Source organism: Nocardia sp. GTS18, from assembly GCF_013839555.1.
GTDB classification, from domain to species: domain Bacteria; phylum Actinomycetota; class Actinomycetes; order Mycobacteriales; family Mycobacteriaceae; genus Nocardia; species Nocardia rosealba.
On record NZ_JACBIU010000012.1, the window covers coordinates 76,788 to 91,846 of the forward strand.

At 66.1% G+C, this 15,059-nt stretch carries 17 protein-coding genes; 9 read left to right on the plus strand and 8 right to left on the minus strand.

Annotation, left to right across the window (positions count from 1 at the left end):
* The first annotated feature begins 22 nt into the window (after positions 1–22).
* The 3 genes from HYG95_RS13480 to HYG95_RS13490 are packed head-to-tail and all read left to right on the plus strand — an operon-like array spanning position 23 to position 3,769.
* The gene (locus HYG95_RS13480; protein WP_181698297.1) at positions 23–469 is read left to right on the plus strand and encodes a hypothetical protein; all 447 of its coding nucleotides are present in this window, start codon (positions 23–25) and stop codon (positions 467–469) included.
* 16 nt (positions 470–485) lie between these two features.
* A complete protein-coding gene (locus tag HYG95_RS13485) occupies positions 486–3,056 on the plus strand; it encodes an Hsp70 family protein (protein ID WP_181698298.1) in 2,571 nt (856 codons plus the stop codon).
* 11 nt (positions 3,057–3,067) lie between these two features.
* Entirely contained in the window at positions 3,068–3,769 is a 702-nt protein-coding gene (locus HYG95_RS13490) for an ankyrin repeat domain-containing protein (RefSeq protein ID WP_181698299.1), read from the plus strand.
* 13 nt (positions 3,770–3,782) lie between these two features.
* On the opposite strand, the gene HYG95_RS13495 is transcribed toward HYG95_RS13490, so the two are convergent.
* Both HYG95_RS13495 and HYG95_RS13500 read right to left on the minus strand, forming a co-directional pair.
* Positions 3,783–5,057: a DoxX family protein gene (locus tag HYG95_RS13495; RefSeq protein WP_181698300.1), complete on the minus strand. Its 1,275-nt coding sequence runs from the start codon at positions 5,055–5,057 to the stop codon at positions 3,783–3,785.
* The gene (locus tag HYG95_RS13500) at positions 5,054–5,632 is read right to left on the minus strand and encodes a M15 family metallopeptidase (RefSeq protein WP_220139401.1); all 579 of its coding nucleotides are present in this window, start codon (positions 5,630–5,632) and stop codon (positions 5,054–5,056) included. Before HYG95_RS13500 ends, HYG95_RS13495 begins: the two co-directional genes overlap by 4 nt.
* An 88-nt stretch (positions 5,633–5,720) precedes the next feature.
* Between HYG95_RS13500 and HYG95_RS13505 the strand changes: the two genes are divergently transcribed.
* A complete protein-coding gene (locus tag HYG95_RS13505; RefSeq protein WP_181698301.1) occupies positions 5,721–6,395 on the plus strand; it encodes a response regulator transcription factor in 675 nt (224 codons plus the stop codon).
* Entirely contained in the window at positions 6,388–7,461 is a 1,074-nt protein-coding gene (locus tag HYG95_RS13510) for a HAMP domain-containing sensor histidine kinase (protein ID WP_181698302.1), read from the plus strand. Before HYG95_RS13505 ends, HYG95_RS13510 begins: the two co-directional genes overlap by 8 nt.
* Before the next feature lie 28 nt (positions 7,462–7,489).
* Here HYG95_RS13510 and HYG95_RS13515 read toward each other — a convergent pair whose 3' ends face one another.
* Positions 7,490–8,092 carry a TetR/AcrR family transcriptional regulator gene (locus HYG95_RS13515; RefSeq protein ID WP_181698303.1) on the minus strand — a complete coding sequence of 201 codons (603 nt, stop codon included), beginning with the start codon at positions 8,090–8,092 and terminating at the stop codon, positions 7,490–7,492.
* Positions 8,093–8,204: 112 nt separating this feature from the next.
* On the opposite strand from HYG95_RS13515, the gene HYG95_RS13520 reads away from it, so the two are divergent.
* Complete coding sequence (locus tag HYG95_RS13520; protein WP_181698304.1) at positions 8,205–9,026, plus strand: SDR family NAD(P)-dependent oxidoreductase; 822 nt, start codon at positions 8,205–8,207, stop codon at positions 9,024–9,026.
* A 52-nt stretch (positions 9,027–9,078) separates the two neighbouring features.
* Here the strand turns inward: HYG95_RS13520 and HYG95_RS13525 are convergent, their stop codons facing one another.
* On the minus strand, positions 9,079–9,471 hold the full coding sequence (locus HYG95_RS13525; protein ID WP_181698305.1) for a DoxX family protein: 393 nt from the start codon (positions 9,469–9,471) through the stop codon (positions 9,079–9,081).
* A gap of 301 nt (positions 9,472–9,772) precedes the next feature.
* On the opposite strand from HYG95_RS13525, the gene HYG95_RS13530 reads away from it, so the two are divergent.
* Complete coding sequence (locus tag HYG95_RS13530; RefSeq protein WP_255495301.1) at positions 9,773–10,591, plus strand: RNA polymerase sigma-70 factor; 819 nt, start codon at positions 9,773–9,775, stop codon at positions 10,589–10,591.
* Positions 10,592–10,736: 145 nt separating this feature from the next.
* On the opposite strand, the gene HYG95_RS13535 is transcribed toward HYG95_RS13530, so the two are convergent.
* The gene (locus HYG95_RS13535; RefSeq protein WP_255495302.1) at positions 10,737–11,561 is read right to left on the minus strand and encodes an AraC family transcriptional regulator; all 825 of its coding nucleotides are present in this window, start codon (positions 11,559–11,561) and stop codon (positions 10,737–10,739) included.
* Positions 11,562–11,639: 78 nt separating this feature from the next.
* On the opposite strand from HYG95_RS13535, the gene HYG95_RS13540 reads away from it, so the two are divergent.
* On the plus strand, positions 11,640–12,461 hold the full coding sequence (locus HYG95_RS13540; protein WP_181698306.1) for an alpha/beta fold hydrolase: 822 nt from the start codon (positions 11,640–11,642) through the stop codon (positions 12,459–12,461).
* Here HYG95_RS13540 and HYG95_RS13545 read toward each other — a convergent pair.
* Positions 12,458–12,832, minus strand: coding sequence for a peptidase inhibitor family I36 protein (locus HYG95_RS13545; protein WP_181698307.1), 375 nt, complete (start codon positions 12,830–12,832; stop codon positions 12,458–12,460). The genes HYG95_RS13540 and HYG95_RS13545 overlap by 4 nt on opposite strands.
* Before the next feature lie 173 nt (positions 12,833–13,005).
* Between HYG95_RS13545 and HYG95_RS13550 the strand changes: the two genes are divergently transcribed.
* Positions 13,006–13,533 carry a carbohydrate-binding module family 14 protein gene (locus HYG95_RS13550; protein WP_181698308.1) on the plus strand — a complete coding sequence of 176 codons (528 nt, stop codon included), beginning with the start codon at positions 13,006–13,008 and terminating at the stop codon, positions 13,531–13,533.
* Here the strand turns inward: HYG95_RS13550 and HYG95_RS13555 are convergent.
* Both HYG95_RS13555 and HYG95_RS13560 read right to left on the minus strand, forming a co-directional pair.
* Positions 13,500–14,282 carry an ABC transporter ATP-binding protein gene (locus HYG95_RS13555; protein ID WP_181698309.1) on the minus strand — a complete coding sequence of 261 codons (783 nt, stop codon included), beginning with the start codon at positions 14,280–14,282 and terminating at the stop codon, positions 13,500–13,502. The genes HYG95_RS13550 and HYG95_RS13555 overlap by 34 nt on opposite strands.
* A complete protein-coding gene (locus HYG95_RS13560; RefSeq protein WP_181698310.1) occupies positions 14,279–14,950 on the minus strand; it encodes an FCD domain-containing protein in 672 nt (223 codons plus the stop codon). Before HYG95_RS13560 ends, HYG95_RS13555 begins: the two co-directional genes overlap by 4 nt.
* Between the last annotated feature and the right edge of the window lie 109 nt (positions 14,951–15,059).

Consider the following 15,059-nt stretch of genomic DNA (forward strand, 5'->3'; position numbering starts at 1 on the left):
AACTCACCGGAGAGCGACGGCAATGACGAATCCATGGCAATGGACCGGGTCGAACCCCTACTACTCCACGGCTTTTCAGATCCTGGATCTCGACCCCACAGCGGGCCCGTCGGCGGCCCGTGCCCGTATCGCGGCGCGGCGCAAGCGGATCGCCTTCGACGCGGGCAGGTTTCCCCTGTTCGGCACGGTGCTCACCGTGGCGCAGGTCAATGCCGCCGATGAGCAACTGGGGTTGCCGGAAACCCGGCTGGCGGCGGAATTGCTCACCCACCGGCCCGTGCCCGCCGAATCCGAGGTGGCCGAGCTCGCCGAACTACAGCAGCTCGCGGACGAACTGGACGCAGCGGTCGCCCGTGAGGCCGAGGCCGCAGCCGAGGCGGTACCCGGCGCCGTGCCGGGGCTGAACTACCAGGTCCTGCCCAAGCTGCTGCCACCCGCTCTCGGCCCCGAACTGCACGCACTGCGCTGAAACAGGAGAACACCGAATGACGCTGGTCGCCGGAATCGACCTCGGCACGACGAACTGCTGCGTGGCCATTCCGGCCGACGCCGACATCCCGAACAAACAAGCGCTGATCGACCGCCGCCGGTTGCGGCAGTTCGGGTCAGCGCTGATCCTCGCCAATCCCGACCTGTCGCTGACCACACCGTCGGCGATCTGGATCTCACCGGACGGCACCGCGCTGGTCGGTGCGCTCGCGAAACGCAAAGCGCGCCATCCCGGTTCACCGCCCGCGATGTTCTTCAAGCGCAATATGGGCACCGATCAGCCGGTCACCGCGGGGCATGCGACCATCACACCGCTGCAGGCCTCGGTGCACCTGCTGCGTCATCTCAAAACAATGGCGCAGGACGTGCTCGGTGTGCCGATCGACCGTGCCGTGATCACGGTGCCCGCATACTTCGAGACCAGCGCGAAGACACAGACCGCACTGGCGGGCGCCGAGGCCGGGCTGGAGGTGGTCGAGACGCTGATGGAACCGGTCGCGGCAGCGTTGGCGCACATGCACGAGTACCGCATGAAGGACTCCGAGGGACGCCGGTTTCTCATCTACGACCTCGGCGGTGGCACCTTCGACACCTCGGTGGTGAGCTGGGACCCGGACGGCGGATTCAGCAGTCGTTCCTTCGACGGCAACCGTTACCTCGGTGGGTACGATTTCGATCAGGCCATCGTCGACTGGATGATCGCCCAACTGCCCGGCTACGACCTCGGTTTCCGGCCGGACCAACCACGCGACGCCGAATTGCTCGCGCGATTGCTGAGTCTGGCCGAGGCGGCGAAGCACGAACTGAGCCGCGAGACGGAGACCGAAATCATCAGCCAGGACCTGGAAGATCGGTCCGGAAATCCGATGACCATCAACCTGCCCATCAGCAGGCCCGAATTCGATCGGATGATCGAAGATCATCTCCGCGCGACCCTCGACCATTGCGCCGAAGCATTGGCCAAGGCCCGGTTGAGTGACGCCGCGCTCGACGAAATCGTGCTCGTCGGCGGCTCGTCGAGAATCCCGCTGGTCGCGACGTTGCTGGAACAACGCTTCGGTATCCCACCGCGCCTGTTCCATCCGGAACTGGTCGTCGCGGTCGGTGCGGCTCTCAAGGCGGCGAGCCGCGCTACCCGTAGCTCGGTCCTGGAATTGGAACCGCTGGTGCCGCAAGGCGATTCGGTGGATATCGCCGGCCGGGTGCGGTGTCCCGACGAGCTGGGTCAACCGGTGCTCGTGCTGGTGGAGACCGCCGACGGCGCACCGCTCGAACAGCGGGTCAACGGTGACGGTGCTTTCCTGTTCATCGACGTTCCGCTGGTCGCCGAGGGCGAAAGCTCCTTCACCGTGCGAGTGCTTGCCGCCGGGCAACAAGTCGACACTGGACACCTCACCGTGACAGCACACGACGAGACGCCGGCACTCGACCTGGCGGGAGATGTGCTCGCACACGACTTCTCAGTGGAGCTGGTGGACGGTCGGCTGGCGCGAATCGTGAAGGCGGGCACCAAGATCCCACACCGCGTCAGCCAGCATCTGGAGACCGCGCGAGCGGGAACCGCTTTGCGGGTACGGCTCTACGAGGGCCGCATACCGATCGGTTCGGTGCAGATCCACGACCTGCCCGAGGATGTAGCTCCGGGAACCGCTGTCGAACTGTCCCTGGAATTCGCGGTCGGGTGGACCATTCACGCGTCGGTGCGGCTGCCGCAGCTGGACCGGGCGGCCACCGCCGTCATCGACATCCCGGTCCGTCAGGTCGCGTCGTGGACAGAGATCCGGTCGAGGACCGCACGGGCGCACGCCGCGTGGCGCCAGGTGCGTCCCGAGGTGCATCAGGCCGAGTCGGCGAAGGCGGGACCGGATCTCGAACAGCGGTTGGTCGCTGTGGAAGGGCTGATCGTCGGCGCGAAGGACCAGGCGAAAGCGCACCACATGCTGCTCGAAGCCGAGACGATCTTGCAGACCTTGCAGGAGAGCGATGGCCCCGAGGCGTATCTGGAGCCGCCGCTGGCCGATTTCGAGGACAGAATGGGCACGCTCACCAATCTGGTGGTCTGGCTCGAACGTGACCTTCCCGGCGAGGCGCAGCCGTTCCGGTACCGTCAGGACGGGGTGGCGGCCGAGGCACGGGCCGCCTACGAGGCCGGTGATTTCACCGCGTGGCGCAGGGCGAACGAGAAGCTCGACGATCTGGTCCGCGAGGTCGTGCGGACCCCGCTCATCCGGGAAATCCTGGCCGTCGGTGCGTCGCCGACGGAATACCGCGCCTGGCTGACGGGTGAGATCGAGACAGCCGATCAACTGATCCGCCGCAAGTACGACACCCTGCTGAACGATCCACGTCTGGCGTCGGCGGAGAAGTCGAAGCTGCCCACGGAGCGCGACCTCTTCCTCGGTGAGCTGCAGCTGATCGCCGCGACCGTGCGGGATGTCGACCTGTCCCGCCCCGCCGCCCGCGAGCATCTGCACACCATCTACACCGGCCGCCTGCAGCCGCTGCACGCGCGCGTCGAGCGGTGGGGCCGGGAAACCGGGATTCGCTGGCACCCTGGTGTGGCGTGAGCAGCCCCGTAGTGCTGGTGATCGGGCTCCTCGGCTCGGCGCTGGTGGTGTGGCTGGTCTGGCTGATCGTCCGCAGCAGCCGAGAGCGGCGCCGTCAGCGCGTGGTCGATCAGCTGCTGTCGGTGGCGGCGTCGGGGGATACCGCGCGGCTGCGCGAAATCGTCGAAACCGGTGCGTCCATCAATACGGTGGCAGCGCAGGGAAACAGCGCGCTGCATCTGGCGTACTACACCGGCCAGCAGGAAGCGATCGAGAATCTGCGGGCCTACGGCGCCGACGCGAATCTGCGCAATAACGAGGGACTCACTCCTGCCGAGATGAGCTCACTGGCTCAGGTAGAGAACCTGCTGCGCGAAGGCGTCTGGTATCTCAACCGCGACGGCAGCTGGCGCGATAGTGAGCGGGGGTTTCGGGTGTACACCCGGCTCGGCCAGTTTCCGGAACGGATCTACAACCCGGCAGTCGTGCGTCAGGTATTGCGGCGCGAACAGCGCAGGGAACTGCTGATCCTGGCTATCAAGCTCGGCCGGACGGGCTCCGAGGCGAAGCTGGCCCAAGCGCTGCAAGCCTTCGGCGACAAGCACATGGCCGAGGACTACCTCAACTGCGGTTCGCGATTCCTGCACGACGCAGCCGAGCAGTGGGCCAGGGCGAACAACTACCGCATCTTCAGTCGGTCGGGTTGGGCCAACGTCGGCTGGGGCCGGTTTTGAATGGACACATCAGCTAGCGGAAGTACGGATAGTTCTGCACCCAGTGGAACCCGCGACTGCGCAAGGTGAAGCTGTCGAGGTCCAGGCGTTCCAAGGTGACGACGAGCGGGCGATCGTGCAGTTCCCCGCGCAATATCAGCAGGTCGGGGGTGGGTCTCTGGGTGGATACAGTCGCGAGTGGTCCTGTCGGTCGGGCGAGTTCGAGCTGGCCGCCGGGGGAGAGCTCGGCCTCCACCGGAACGAATTCACCATCCATCCGCTGAATGGTTGCCGACCCGGGACGTTCGAAAATCAGTCGTTGCCAACGGGTTCCGTCGGTGGTGAGCGGCAGCGCGACCTGGCCGTCGACGGTGAATTCCCGCACGTCCCAGATCCCGTACAGCTCGGACTTGGGGCTACCCGCCCCGTGCTGTTCCTGCCACACCACCCACCGGTCGTACCCGCCGGCCAGCGCGACCCAGAGTCCCAGGCCCGCCACCACCCACTTCGCGATGCGGTTCTTCCGTTCTTCGGCGAAGAGCGACGGTAGCGACAGCGGCGCGCAACCACCCTGCAGTACGAAGACATCGAACAGCCGCCGCAGATAGGGTGCGAGCAGCACCACGCTGATCAACAGCAAATGCGCGGCGAGCAACTTCTCCGGGATGTCGAACGTCATGTTCAGCAGCAGGATTTGAGCCGTGCTGAGCAAGCACAACAGGGCACCGAGCACCATCGTTCGGGAGAAGAACAGCAGCAGACCCGCCACCACTTCCACAGCACCGAGCGACATCTCGTATGCGGGGGAACTGCCCACCTGCAACCACAGCACCGAGGCCGGACTGAGATCGCCGTACGGCTGCAGCAGCTGCGCCAACGACGGCCCGGGCATCTGGGTCGGGATCAGCTTCGCGAACCCGAACCCCACCATCTGCGCACCGAGGCACAACCTCAGGAAGAGGGAAAACCAGGCGGTGAGCCGGGGGTAGGCCGTGCGGCGATCGAATGCCGTCCACACTGCGGCGACAACCACCGCGAGGACCAGAAGACACAGCACCAGCACCCACACCGCCGCCTGATCACCGGCACCGGAATCCTTGTGCTGCACCGCATCGACGCCGAAGAACGTCCGGCCCACCCACCCGGTGACGGGGTCGGTCAACGCCATATCCCACGGGCTCACATAACGGCGCACCCATCGCCCGAGTATTCCGAGCAACGCGAAGGGGATATAGGTGTTCAGTAAGCAGAACAGAACGAAATAGACCACGCAGAACCGAAACGCCACGAGCGTGGCGGCGCGGGTCACCGCTGCATCCTCGGGTCCTCGGTGGGATCGGCAAACCGTGCCGGGCACCCGTTTTCCGCGGCGTCGCGGCGCAGTTCGTAGTGCCAGGGCTCGTTGTCGTAGATCTGGCACAGCCCGTAGGCGGCGCCGTGGGCGGACAACCACGCCGTCGCCGCACTGTGTCCGATGTCGATCGCGTCACCCGACACATGCGCGGAGGTTTCCGCGGTGGCCACCCATCGGGCGGCCTCGGCCTCGGACCCGTACTTGCCGACCGCCTCGTGCAGCAGCCGTGTCTGGTGTTCCGCGGACCGCCAGCCGCTGGTGACCACGAATTCCACCCCCTCGCTACCCGCGTCGACGGCGGCGCGACGGAGCGCATCGAGCAATTCGGGATCGAGATTGGCCACGGAGGGGGACTGGTCGTCGAAGACCCCGGCACCGGGCGAACCAGGGTCGCCACGTGGAATATCGATCGACAACGCGACGGCGGAGAACCGCTCCGGCGATTGGTGGACAAAGAACACCACAGCGCCTGCCGCGACAAGAGCGGCGACAGCAGTCGCTAGAATTCCCCGCATATTTCTCTGATTCATGCAGTCAGTCAAGACAATGCGGCGTTGCACGCACGTATGCGATTTTCGATACGCCGACGATATGTTCCCGCTGGAAGAATCGAGAGCGATGCGTGTACTGATCGTCGAGGACGAACCCTATCTGGCCGAGGCCATCCGCGACGGCCTGCGCCTGGAAGCCATCGCCGCCGACATCGCGGGCGACGGCGACACGGCACTGATGCTGCTCGATCTCAACACCTACGACATCGCCGTCCTCGACCGTGACATCCCCGGCCCGTCCGGCGACGAGATCGCCGAACACATCGTCGCCGCCGGCAGCGGGCTGCCGATCCTGATGCTCACGGCCGCCGATCGCCTCGACGACAAGGCAACCGGTTTCGAGCTCGGCGCCGACGACTACCTCACCAAACCGTTCGATCTGCGCGAACTGATCCTGCGCCTGCGCGCCCTCGACCGCCGGCGCGCCCACAGCCGGCCACCCGTCCGCGAAATCGCCGGCCTGCGTCTCGACCCGTTCCGTCGCGAGGTCTATCGCGACGGCCGCTACGTCGCGCTGACGCGCAAACAGTTCGCGGTGCTCGAGGTGCTCGTCGCGGCCGACGGCGGTGTCGTGAGCGCCGAGGAGCTCCTGGAGCGCGCCTGGGACGAGAACGCGGACCCGTTCACCAATGCCGTCCGCATCACCGTCTCGGCTCTGCGCAAACGTCTCGGCGAACCATGGATCATCGCGACCGTTCCCGGCGTCGGCTACCGCATCAGTACGGGGGGTGACGGTGGATAGGGCACCCGGGCTGAGTGTCCGCCTCAAGCTCACCCTCAGTTACGCGGGTTTCGTCATGCTCGCGGGCACTTTGTTACTCGTCGCCGTCCTGGTCTTCTATCTGTACTACCTGCCTGCCGGATGGATCGACACCTCCGGCAACTTCTGGATCAACCGGGGGCTGCTGCTCCGCTCGTTCGCGCCGTTCATGGCCGCCGTCTTGCTTTTCCTGATGGTCTTCGGCCTCGTCGGCGGCTGGTTCCTGGCCGGACGAATGCTCGCCCCACTCACCCGGATCACCGCCGCTGCCCGCCTGGCCGCCAACGGCTCCCTGTCGCACCGCATCCAGCTCGCCGGCACCGCCGACGAATTCCGTGAACTGGCCGACACTTTCGACGCCATGCTCGCCCGGCTGGAAGCCCACGTCACCGAGAACCAGCGGTTCGCCGCCAACGCATCCCACGAACTACGCACCCCCTTGGCGATCACCCGAACCATGCTCGAGGTGGCTCGTGACGATCCCCCCGACGACCCGGGTGATCTGATCGAACGCCTCCACACCGTCAACAGCCGGGCCATCGATCTCACCGAAGCCCTGCTCGTGCTCAGTAGAGCCGACCAGCGGTCGTTCACACCCGAGCCCGTCGACCTGTCCCTGCTCGCCGAAGAAGCCACCGAGACGCTGATCCCCTTCGCCGAAAAGCACGGCGTCACCCTCGAAACCGCAGGCGAGCCGACCCCCACCGTCGGCTCGCACGCCCTGCTCCTGCAGCTGACGACGAACCTCGTTCACAACGCGATAGTCCACAACCTGCCCGGCGGCACCGCGTGGACAACCACTCGGCACCAGCCTGATTCGGTGCTCCTCACCGTCGAGAACACGGGCGAAAACCTCACTCCACGAACGGTTTCCACACTCGTCGAACCGTTCCAGCGTGGGTCCGAACGCATTCGCACCCACGATTCCGGCGTCGGCCTGGGACTGGCCATCGTCGACAGCATCACCCGAGCCCACGCGGGCACTCTCACTCTCACCCCGCGCCCGGGCGGTGGGTTGCGCGTGTCGGTGCAGCTGCCTGCTCGTTAGATCGTCGGGCAGGTGCAGCGGGCGGCGGTCACGCTGCTGGAGCCCGAAATGCGCGCAGCGTGACATCGACAAGGGAATCGGCGTATTCGGCGGTGAGCGGCCCGGACCTGTGGAGCCACCGTTGGAACAACGGGGCGTAGAGCACCTCCAGGACCAGGTCGAGATCAGCGCCGGGGTCGAGTTGGCCGGCCCGCTGTGCGCTGCGCAAGCGGGCCTTCTTCGCTTCGTCCACCGGACGCGCGAGCTTCTCGCGGAACTGGGCAGCGAGCTCGGGGTCGTTGACGATCTCGACCTCGAGGGCGCGAATCGGACGCTCGAAATCCGGGTCTGCGAACTCCGCGGCGGTGGCACGCATGACCAGCTTCAGGTCGGCCTCGATGTCCCCGGTGTCGGGTAGCTCCATCTGTGGCCCGTCCCCTGTTGTGCTCAGATCCAGGAACGAGTCGAAGATGACAGCTCCCTTGGACGGCCACCACCGGTAGATCGTCTGCTTGCCCACCCCGGCGCGTGCCGCGATCGCTTCGATGGAGACCTTCGTGTAGCCGACCTCGGAGATCAATGCGCGGGTGGCCGCGAGGATGGCTTGGCGCGAACGCTCGCTGCGCCGCGAACTTCCCTGAGCATCGGTCATGGGGGCAGCTTATCAATCAACCGAGACGAGACGGTTCGGTTGACAACGAAGGCGCCCCGAGTCAAGATAACCGAACCGAGACGGTCCGTCTCATGTGAGGAAAGGGGTCGACATGACCACCGGCAAGGTTTGGTTCATCACTGGTGCATCTCGGGGTCTTGGCCGCGCATTCGCTGAGGCAGCACTGAGTGCGGGGGATCGCGTGATTGCCGTCGCCCGCAACATCGATCCGCTCGACGATCTGGCTGCCAGCTATCCGCAAACGCTGGTGCGATTCCCACTCGACGTCGCCGACCGTGCGGCGGTATTCGACGGCGCGCGCCAGGCGTTCGATGCCTTCGGAAGGCTCGACGTGGTGGTCAACAACGCGGGCGGGATGCTTTACGGCATGGTCGAGGAAGCGACAGAAGAGCAGATCAGAGCTCATCTCGACGTGAATTTCTTCGGCGCCGTCTGGGTGTCCCAGGCGTTTCTTCCTTATCTGCGCGCGCAGGGTGGCGGCCGCATCTTGCAGGTCACGTCGATGGGTAGCGCCGGTGGCATGGCAACGGTCGGCTTCTACGGTGCGGGCAAGGTGGCATTGGACTCGCTGAGCGAAGCGCTGGCCATGGAGGTCGACCGGCACGGTATCAAGGTCACCATCGTCGAAATGGGTGGTTACGCAACCGATTTGTTCACCACAGGCATGACTCTGACCGAACCTCTGCCGCACTATGGTGACCTGCGTACCGAACTCGAAGAGATGTGGGGCGAGGAATCAGGTCCGGATCCGAGCACCGCCGCCCCGGTGATCCTGGAATTGGCAGCACTGCCGGACCCGCCCCGGCGCCTGATCGTCGGCAGCCGCTCCTTCGACCAGGTCCGAGAACTGGACCGAACCCGGGCCGGTTTGTACCAGGAGTGGGAACATCTGAGCCGAATGGCGCCGGGCTGATCGACTGCACGACGCCGACCCGAACTATTGCTCGGGTCGGGCGGCGCGTGTCTCAGGCAGTGAAGGATTCGGGGCCGAAGCGACCCCAGGCCACGAACGCGGCCGCCGCGAGGTAGACGAAATTCAGGGCGACGTATTTGTATTGCCCATAGCGGGCGTGGGTGATCATCGCCCCGATCATCAACAGCACCCAGCATGCGGCGGTGACGGGCACCATCACCGGTGCGATATCGAGCACGGCGGGCAGAATCAGTCCGGCCGCTGCGAGGATCTCGAGGACTCCGAGGGTCCTGACGAAACCGCTGCCTGCGTGTTCGGTCCATCCGCCGCCGGATTTTCTGCCGAGTTCATCGAGTTTGTCCTTGGGCATGAATGTTTTCGTGATGCCGCCCAGCAAGGCGAGTGCGGCGAGCAGCCCGGTGGTGATCCAGAGTGTGAGGTTCATGGAGTTCTCCTTCGGATGAGGGTCGAGGCGAGCCCGTCGCGCATCAGACACCGCCGGCACCGGTGGCGTGACACCGCTGCGGCGTGACGTGACCTGCCTCACTGCGGTGTCACAGCGCGCGGTTATGCGGTGTCTCGTGTCCACACCGCCGGGGAGAGATGGTCGGCAGGTCATCCTGATTCCCTGAGGGACCGAGGAAGAGGACAACGCAGCGCACACTCCACCGAACGACGGGTCACCGGAACCGGCGACCGCAGCCTTTGTCGCGCACCGCAATCTGCTGTTCACCGTTGCCTACGAGATGCTCGGATCGGCCGCCGACGCCGAAGACGTTCTGCAGGAGACGTGGCTGCGCTGGAGCAAGGTCGATCTGGGGCAGGTGAGCGACCAGCGGGCCTATCTGGTGCGGATCACGACCCGGCAGTCACTCAATCGGCTGCGCACGATCAGCCGTCGCAAGGAATCCTATGTGGGTCCGTGGCTGCCCGAGCCGCTGCTGACCGCGCCGGACGCGGCTGCCGACCTCGAACTCGCCGAGAGTTTGTCGATGGCGACGATGCTCATCCTCGAAACGCTGTCACCGACCGAACGCGCGGTCTTCGTGCTTCGCGAGGTATTCGAGATCGGCTACGACGATATCGCCGTCGCGGTGGGCAAAACGCCCACCGCCGTCCGCCAGATCGCGCACCGCGCCCGCAGACACGTCGATGCCCGCCGCCCCCGAATGACGGTCTCGGCCGCCGAAACCCGGGCCGCACTCGAGTCGTTCCGCAGTGCCCTCAACTCCGGTGACCCGCAAGCCATGCTGGACGTCCTCGCCCCCGAGGTCGTCCTCGTCAGCGACGGTGGTGGGGTCAAGCGCGCGGCATTGCGGCCCGTCACAGGCGCGGAGAACGTGGTCCGCTACATCCTCGGCGGAATCGGCAGGACCCAGGCCTCGATCGTCATCGATCTCACTCTGCTCAACGGCAGCCCGGCCCTGGTCTTCCGATTGGACGGCGAGATCGATGGAGTCATGGCGTTCCGGGTCGACAACGACCGCATCACCGGCCTCTATTTCGTCCGCAACCCACACAAACTGACCCGGATCGAATCGGAGACGCCCTTGACCCTGCGCTGACCCAGACCCACGCAGCAGCGCGATTCGCGAGTCATGTGCGCGCGGTAGCTGCCGTCGATACCGGTACTCCGCGACACCGCCCACGGCGGACGGGATCGTGTCGCGCCCGAACGGAGACCGCAGGCTGCCCTGGCCGGGACAGGAATCAGGTTGTCGGCCAGGCCACTTCGTCGATCGCGAGCCACGGAGCCTTCGCGACGACGGTCGGGGTCATGTCGGTGATCGCCTTGGTGCGACGATGAAAATGCGATTGGTCGACATAGCCTGCCTCGACGGCGGCGTCCGCGGGCGAGCGCCCTGCCACCAGGAGGTGGGCGGCATGGTCGAAGCGGACCAGGTCGGACGCGTGCTTGGGCGAGACCCCGATACAGGTCCGGAAGCGGGACCAGAGTCGCTGGCGGGTCCAGCCGGTCTCCGCGGCAAGGGTCTCGATGCGGATCCGGCCTCGGCTGCGGACGATCCGGTCCCAGGCGTACGTGATCTCGGGTGCTACACCGAAACCGCGACGCACCCGGTTTCGCAGGAATGCGGCCACGATGGCGAACCGCTCGTTCCACGACGGCGTCGCACGGAGCCGCTCGGTAAAAATGGCAGTTTCGCTGCCCCACAGGTCCGGCAGCGGTGTCACAGTGCCGCCGATGATGCCGGTGTCGTGAAGAATCGCTGCGGCAACGACGGGGGACATGCGGATCTGCAGGACGTCACCGACGCCTGTGCTGGTGATGCGTAGCGGGCCTGCGTGGAGGCCGATGATCACGTTCCCGACGACCCGGCGTCCGAGAACGTCGTACCCGACTCCGTGTTCGCTGAGGTCGAGCAGGAGCGTGACCGAGGGATGCGGGATCATGGTGATTTCCACGGCGGCATCCCCGTGGTACCGGAATCCCGCCATCTGGATTCCCGGCATCGGCACTCGGCCCGGCACAGCGACATCGACCCGACTCCAGTCCCATCGGCTCGCTGCGCTCATGCATCCCAGGCTAACCGGAGTGAAATGGTCTGACATTTGTCCAATACGGCGTAACAGGTCGACGGCAAAGCTGGTGGTATGAGCGAATCGAGTCCCACCAAGCCACGCGAGGACACGACAATCCGCGGGTTGCACGTCGTCGTCGACGGGAGCCCGGCCGCACCGCCCCTGCTGCTCGTTCACGGCTCGGGCGCAACCGGTTCGATGTGGGCACCGGTGGTGCCGTCGCTCGCCACGAAATATCGGGTGATCACGATCGACCTGCCGGGATGTGGCCGGTCCGAAGCGGCGTCGACGTACGCCGTTGCGCAACAAGCGGATCGGGTGGCGAAGGTCTTGGACGAGCTCGGCGTCCGAAATCTGAGGGTGGTCGGTCACTCCAGCGGCGGGTATGTCGCGACTGCCCTCGTCGAGAGTCGTCCCGATCTGGTCGGCGAGCTGGTCCTGGTCAGCACGGGGCCGAATCCGGCAGCGCTGCTCCCTGAGCCCGCGATCGTCCGGGCACTCACCTCGCCGCCGTTCGGTCCGTTCGTATGGGCGGTGCGCACCGATTCGATGATCCGTCGCGGACTGGAAGCGACTGCGGCGACGACGATCACGGTGCCCGACGGGGCCGTGGCCGACTTGCGCGCGATGTCGTATCGAACTTTCCGTGCGATTCTTTCCGCCAACGTCGACTACCTCGCGGCGCGGCCCGTACCCCAGCGCCTCATCGACGCCGGAAAGCCCCTCCTCGTGATCTTCGGGGATTCCGATCCTCGCTGGGACCCGGCGTCGGCGCACCACTACGAGGCGGTGCCGGGTGCCGAGCTGAAATACCTTCGCGGAGTCGGGCATCTCGCGATGCTCGAGGCCCCCGACGCCCTCGCCCGCTCGATCCTCGACAGCGCGGTGTCCTAGCAGGTTTCCCAGCGCACCGACGAGATGTTGCTGCCGATGGGGAGCTCGGTCTCCGTGTCGCCGATGAATTGGTGTCCGGCTACGCCTACGGAGTCCCCGGTGAAGTCTGGGTCGGTGTAGAAGCAGACGTTCTGATCGGTGTTGTTGAACAGGCTGTTGACGTTCTGGAAGTACGGCTGCTCCAGCCCGGCGATGTTCTGCCCCGCACCCAGGGTCAGCGCTCGGCCTCCGGCGTCAGGATCGACCCACAGGCAGAGCTTGCCCTCAGGACAAGGTTGAGCGGCGGCCGGTGCCGCGTAAAGGACCGTACCGGTGGTGGCGGCCGCCGCGGCGACTGTGAGGGCGGCGAGGATTCTCCGGACAGACATCATGGGCTGCTCCTGTCGATACGAGGGGTGGTGTAGGTGGGGATCGCACTTCGACGAGAGTTATGCGATCAGTCTATGACCGGCCGCCGGGTGGGTCCTTATGCTCGCTCGGGTCCGCGAGCCGCGAGCCGGGCCACGGGCGTTGATCAGCACGACCTGGCAGAAACCGAACGCGCATGGCCGATCTCGGGCCCGTCTCGGCGTCGCGTGTCGTGTTCTGGTTTCACGGTCACTCGGTTAGGTTCGCCCTGCTCGCGTGTCTCGAATGCGCATTGACCCTGTCGGCAGCGGGATGCGATAGCACAGCCACAGGTAGCCGACGACGTCCTGATCGCCTCGAAAAGAACCTGAAGGAGACGACCGTGCGATTCGCCCGTGTTCTCGCTGTGCCCACAGCCGGACTTGTTCTCGGTACCGCCCTCACACTCGTTGCCGCGTCGCCTGCTCTCGCGGAGGACACCGGATTCGAGATCGCCGCCTTCAGCTGCCCCGAACCCGACGGACTCTTCCCTTATCCCGGAGACGTCACGAAGTACGTCGAATGCTCGAACAACGTGCCGACCGTGCAGACCTGTCCGAATGGCCTGAACTGGAATCACAAAGGGCAATACTGCGATTGGCCTGCCGATGCCGGCGCGGTATCCGATCACGGAAAGACCGTCGGCGGCGGTCAGCGGGCGCGGGCGCTCCAGCGTCCGTCGTAGCGGACTTCGATCGGGTGGGCGAAGGCCGTGGAGACGTGGGCGGTGGTGATGACCTCGGTCACCGGGCCCGCGGCGACGGTGTGGCCGTCGGCGATGAGCAAGGCGTGGGTGGTGGTGCTCGGCAGTTCCTCGAGGTGATGGGTGACCAGGATCGAGGCGACTTCGGGGTGGGTTCGATCGAGGCTGTCCAGGGTGGTGAGCAGTTGTTCGCGGGCGGCCAGGTCGAGGCCGGTGGACGGTTCGTCCAGGAGCAGGACCCGGGGGTCGCTGATCAGGGCCCGGGCGATGAGAGTGCGGCCGCGCTCACCCTGGGAAAGGGTGGGCCAGAGGTCGTCGGCCTTGCCGGACAGGCCGAGAGTGTCGATGATCCGCTCGGCTCGGGTCAGGTCGCCGGAACTCGGTGACCAGCGCATCGGTGTGTCGATCGTGCCCGTGACGCCGGTGAGCACGACCTCACGCACCGAGAGGGCGTGCGGCAGCCGATGCCGCGGGTTCACATGCCCGATCGAGCGCCGCAGCCGAGCCAACTCGACCCGCCCGAACTGCTCCCCGAGCACCCGCACGATCCCCGTCGTCGGAAATGTGACAGCACCGCAGAATCCCAGCAGTGTGCTCTTGCCCGCCCCGTTGGGCCCCAGAAGCGCCCAGTGCTGTCCGGCACGCACCGTCAGCGAGATCCCGTTGATGATCTTCTTGCCGTCCCGGCGGAAGGTCACATCGTCCAGTTCGATCACGGGGCTGGCGGTCATGTGAAGGCCTCCTTCAGGGCGGAAAGGTGAGTGCGGCTGAATTCCGCTGCGGCAGTTGGTGTTCGATCCGCGATCGCCTGCGCGAGTTGCTCGTGTGCGTGCTGGTCGTCCTGCTCGGAGCGGACCGGGCGAAGCTCGAGCATGTCGATCATGGCCAGACGTAGACGCGGAAGAAGGCTGTCGAAAAGCTGTGTGAGGACATCGTTGTGCGCGGCGACGACGACCGCACGGTGGAAGGCCATGTCGGCATCGACGTGATCGGCGACGGGCCGACCTTCGACGCGGCGTTGCGCCAGGGTTCGCCGGATTGCTCGCAGGTCGGCGGGTGTCCGTCGTTGGGCGGCGAGGGCCGCGGCCTCCGCCTCGATGGCGATGCGGGCCTCGATCACCGCGACGATGGTGGCGCCACGCAGCACCACATCCCAGTCCTCGGTGACGTCGAGCGCGGTGACGAACACACCGGCGCCCTGCCTGCTGTCGAGCACCCCTTTGCCCGCGAGTTCCCGGATCGCCTCACGCACGGTCGACCGCCCGACCCCCAATTGCGCGGCGAGCAAGGTCTCGCCCGGTAATCGATGCCCCAAGGGCCACTCGCCCGCCCGGATCCGTGCGAGCAGCAGTTCGGCCGCTTGTGCCGCCAGTGGCTGGCGCCTTACCTGCGGTATCACCCGAGGACCTCTCTACTTGTCTGAGGAGTTGTGGTAGAAGTGTACCCATCATGACCTACACCGCGCTCCTCCTCGGCCGCCACGGCGGGGCCTGACGACCGGCCGCCCC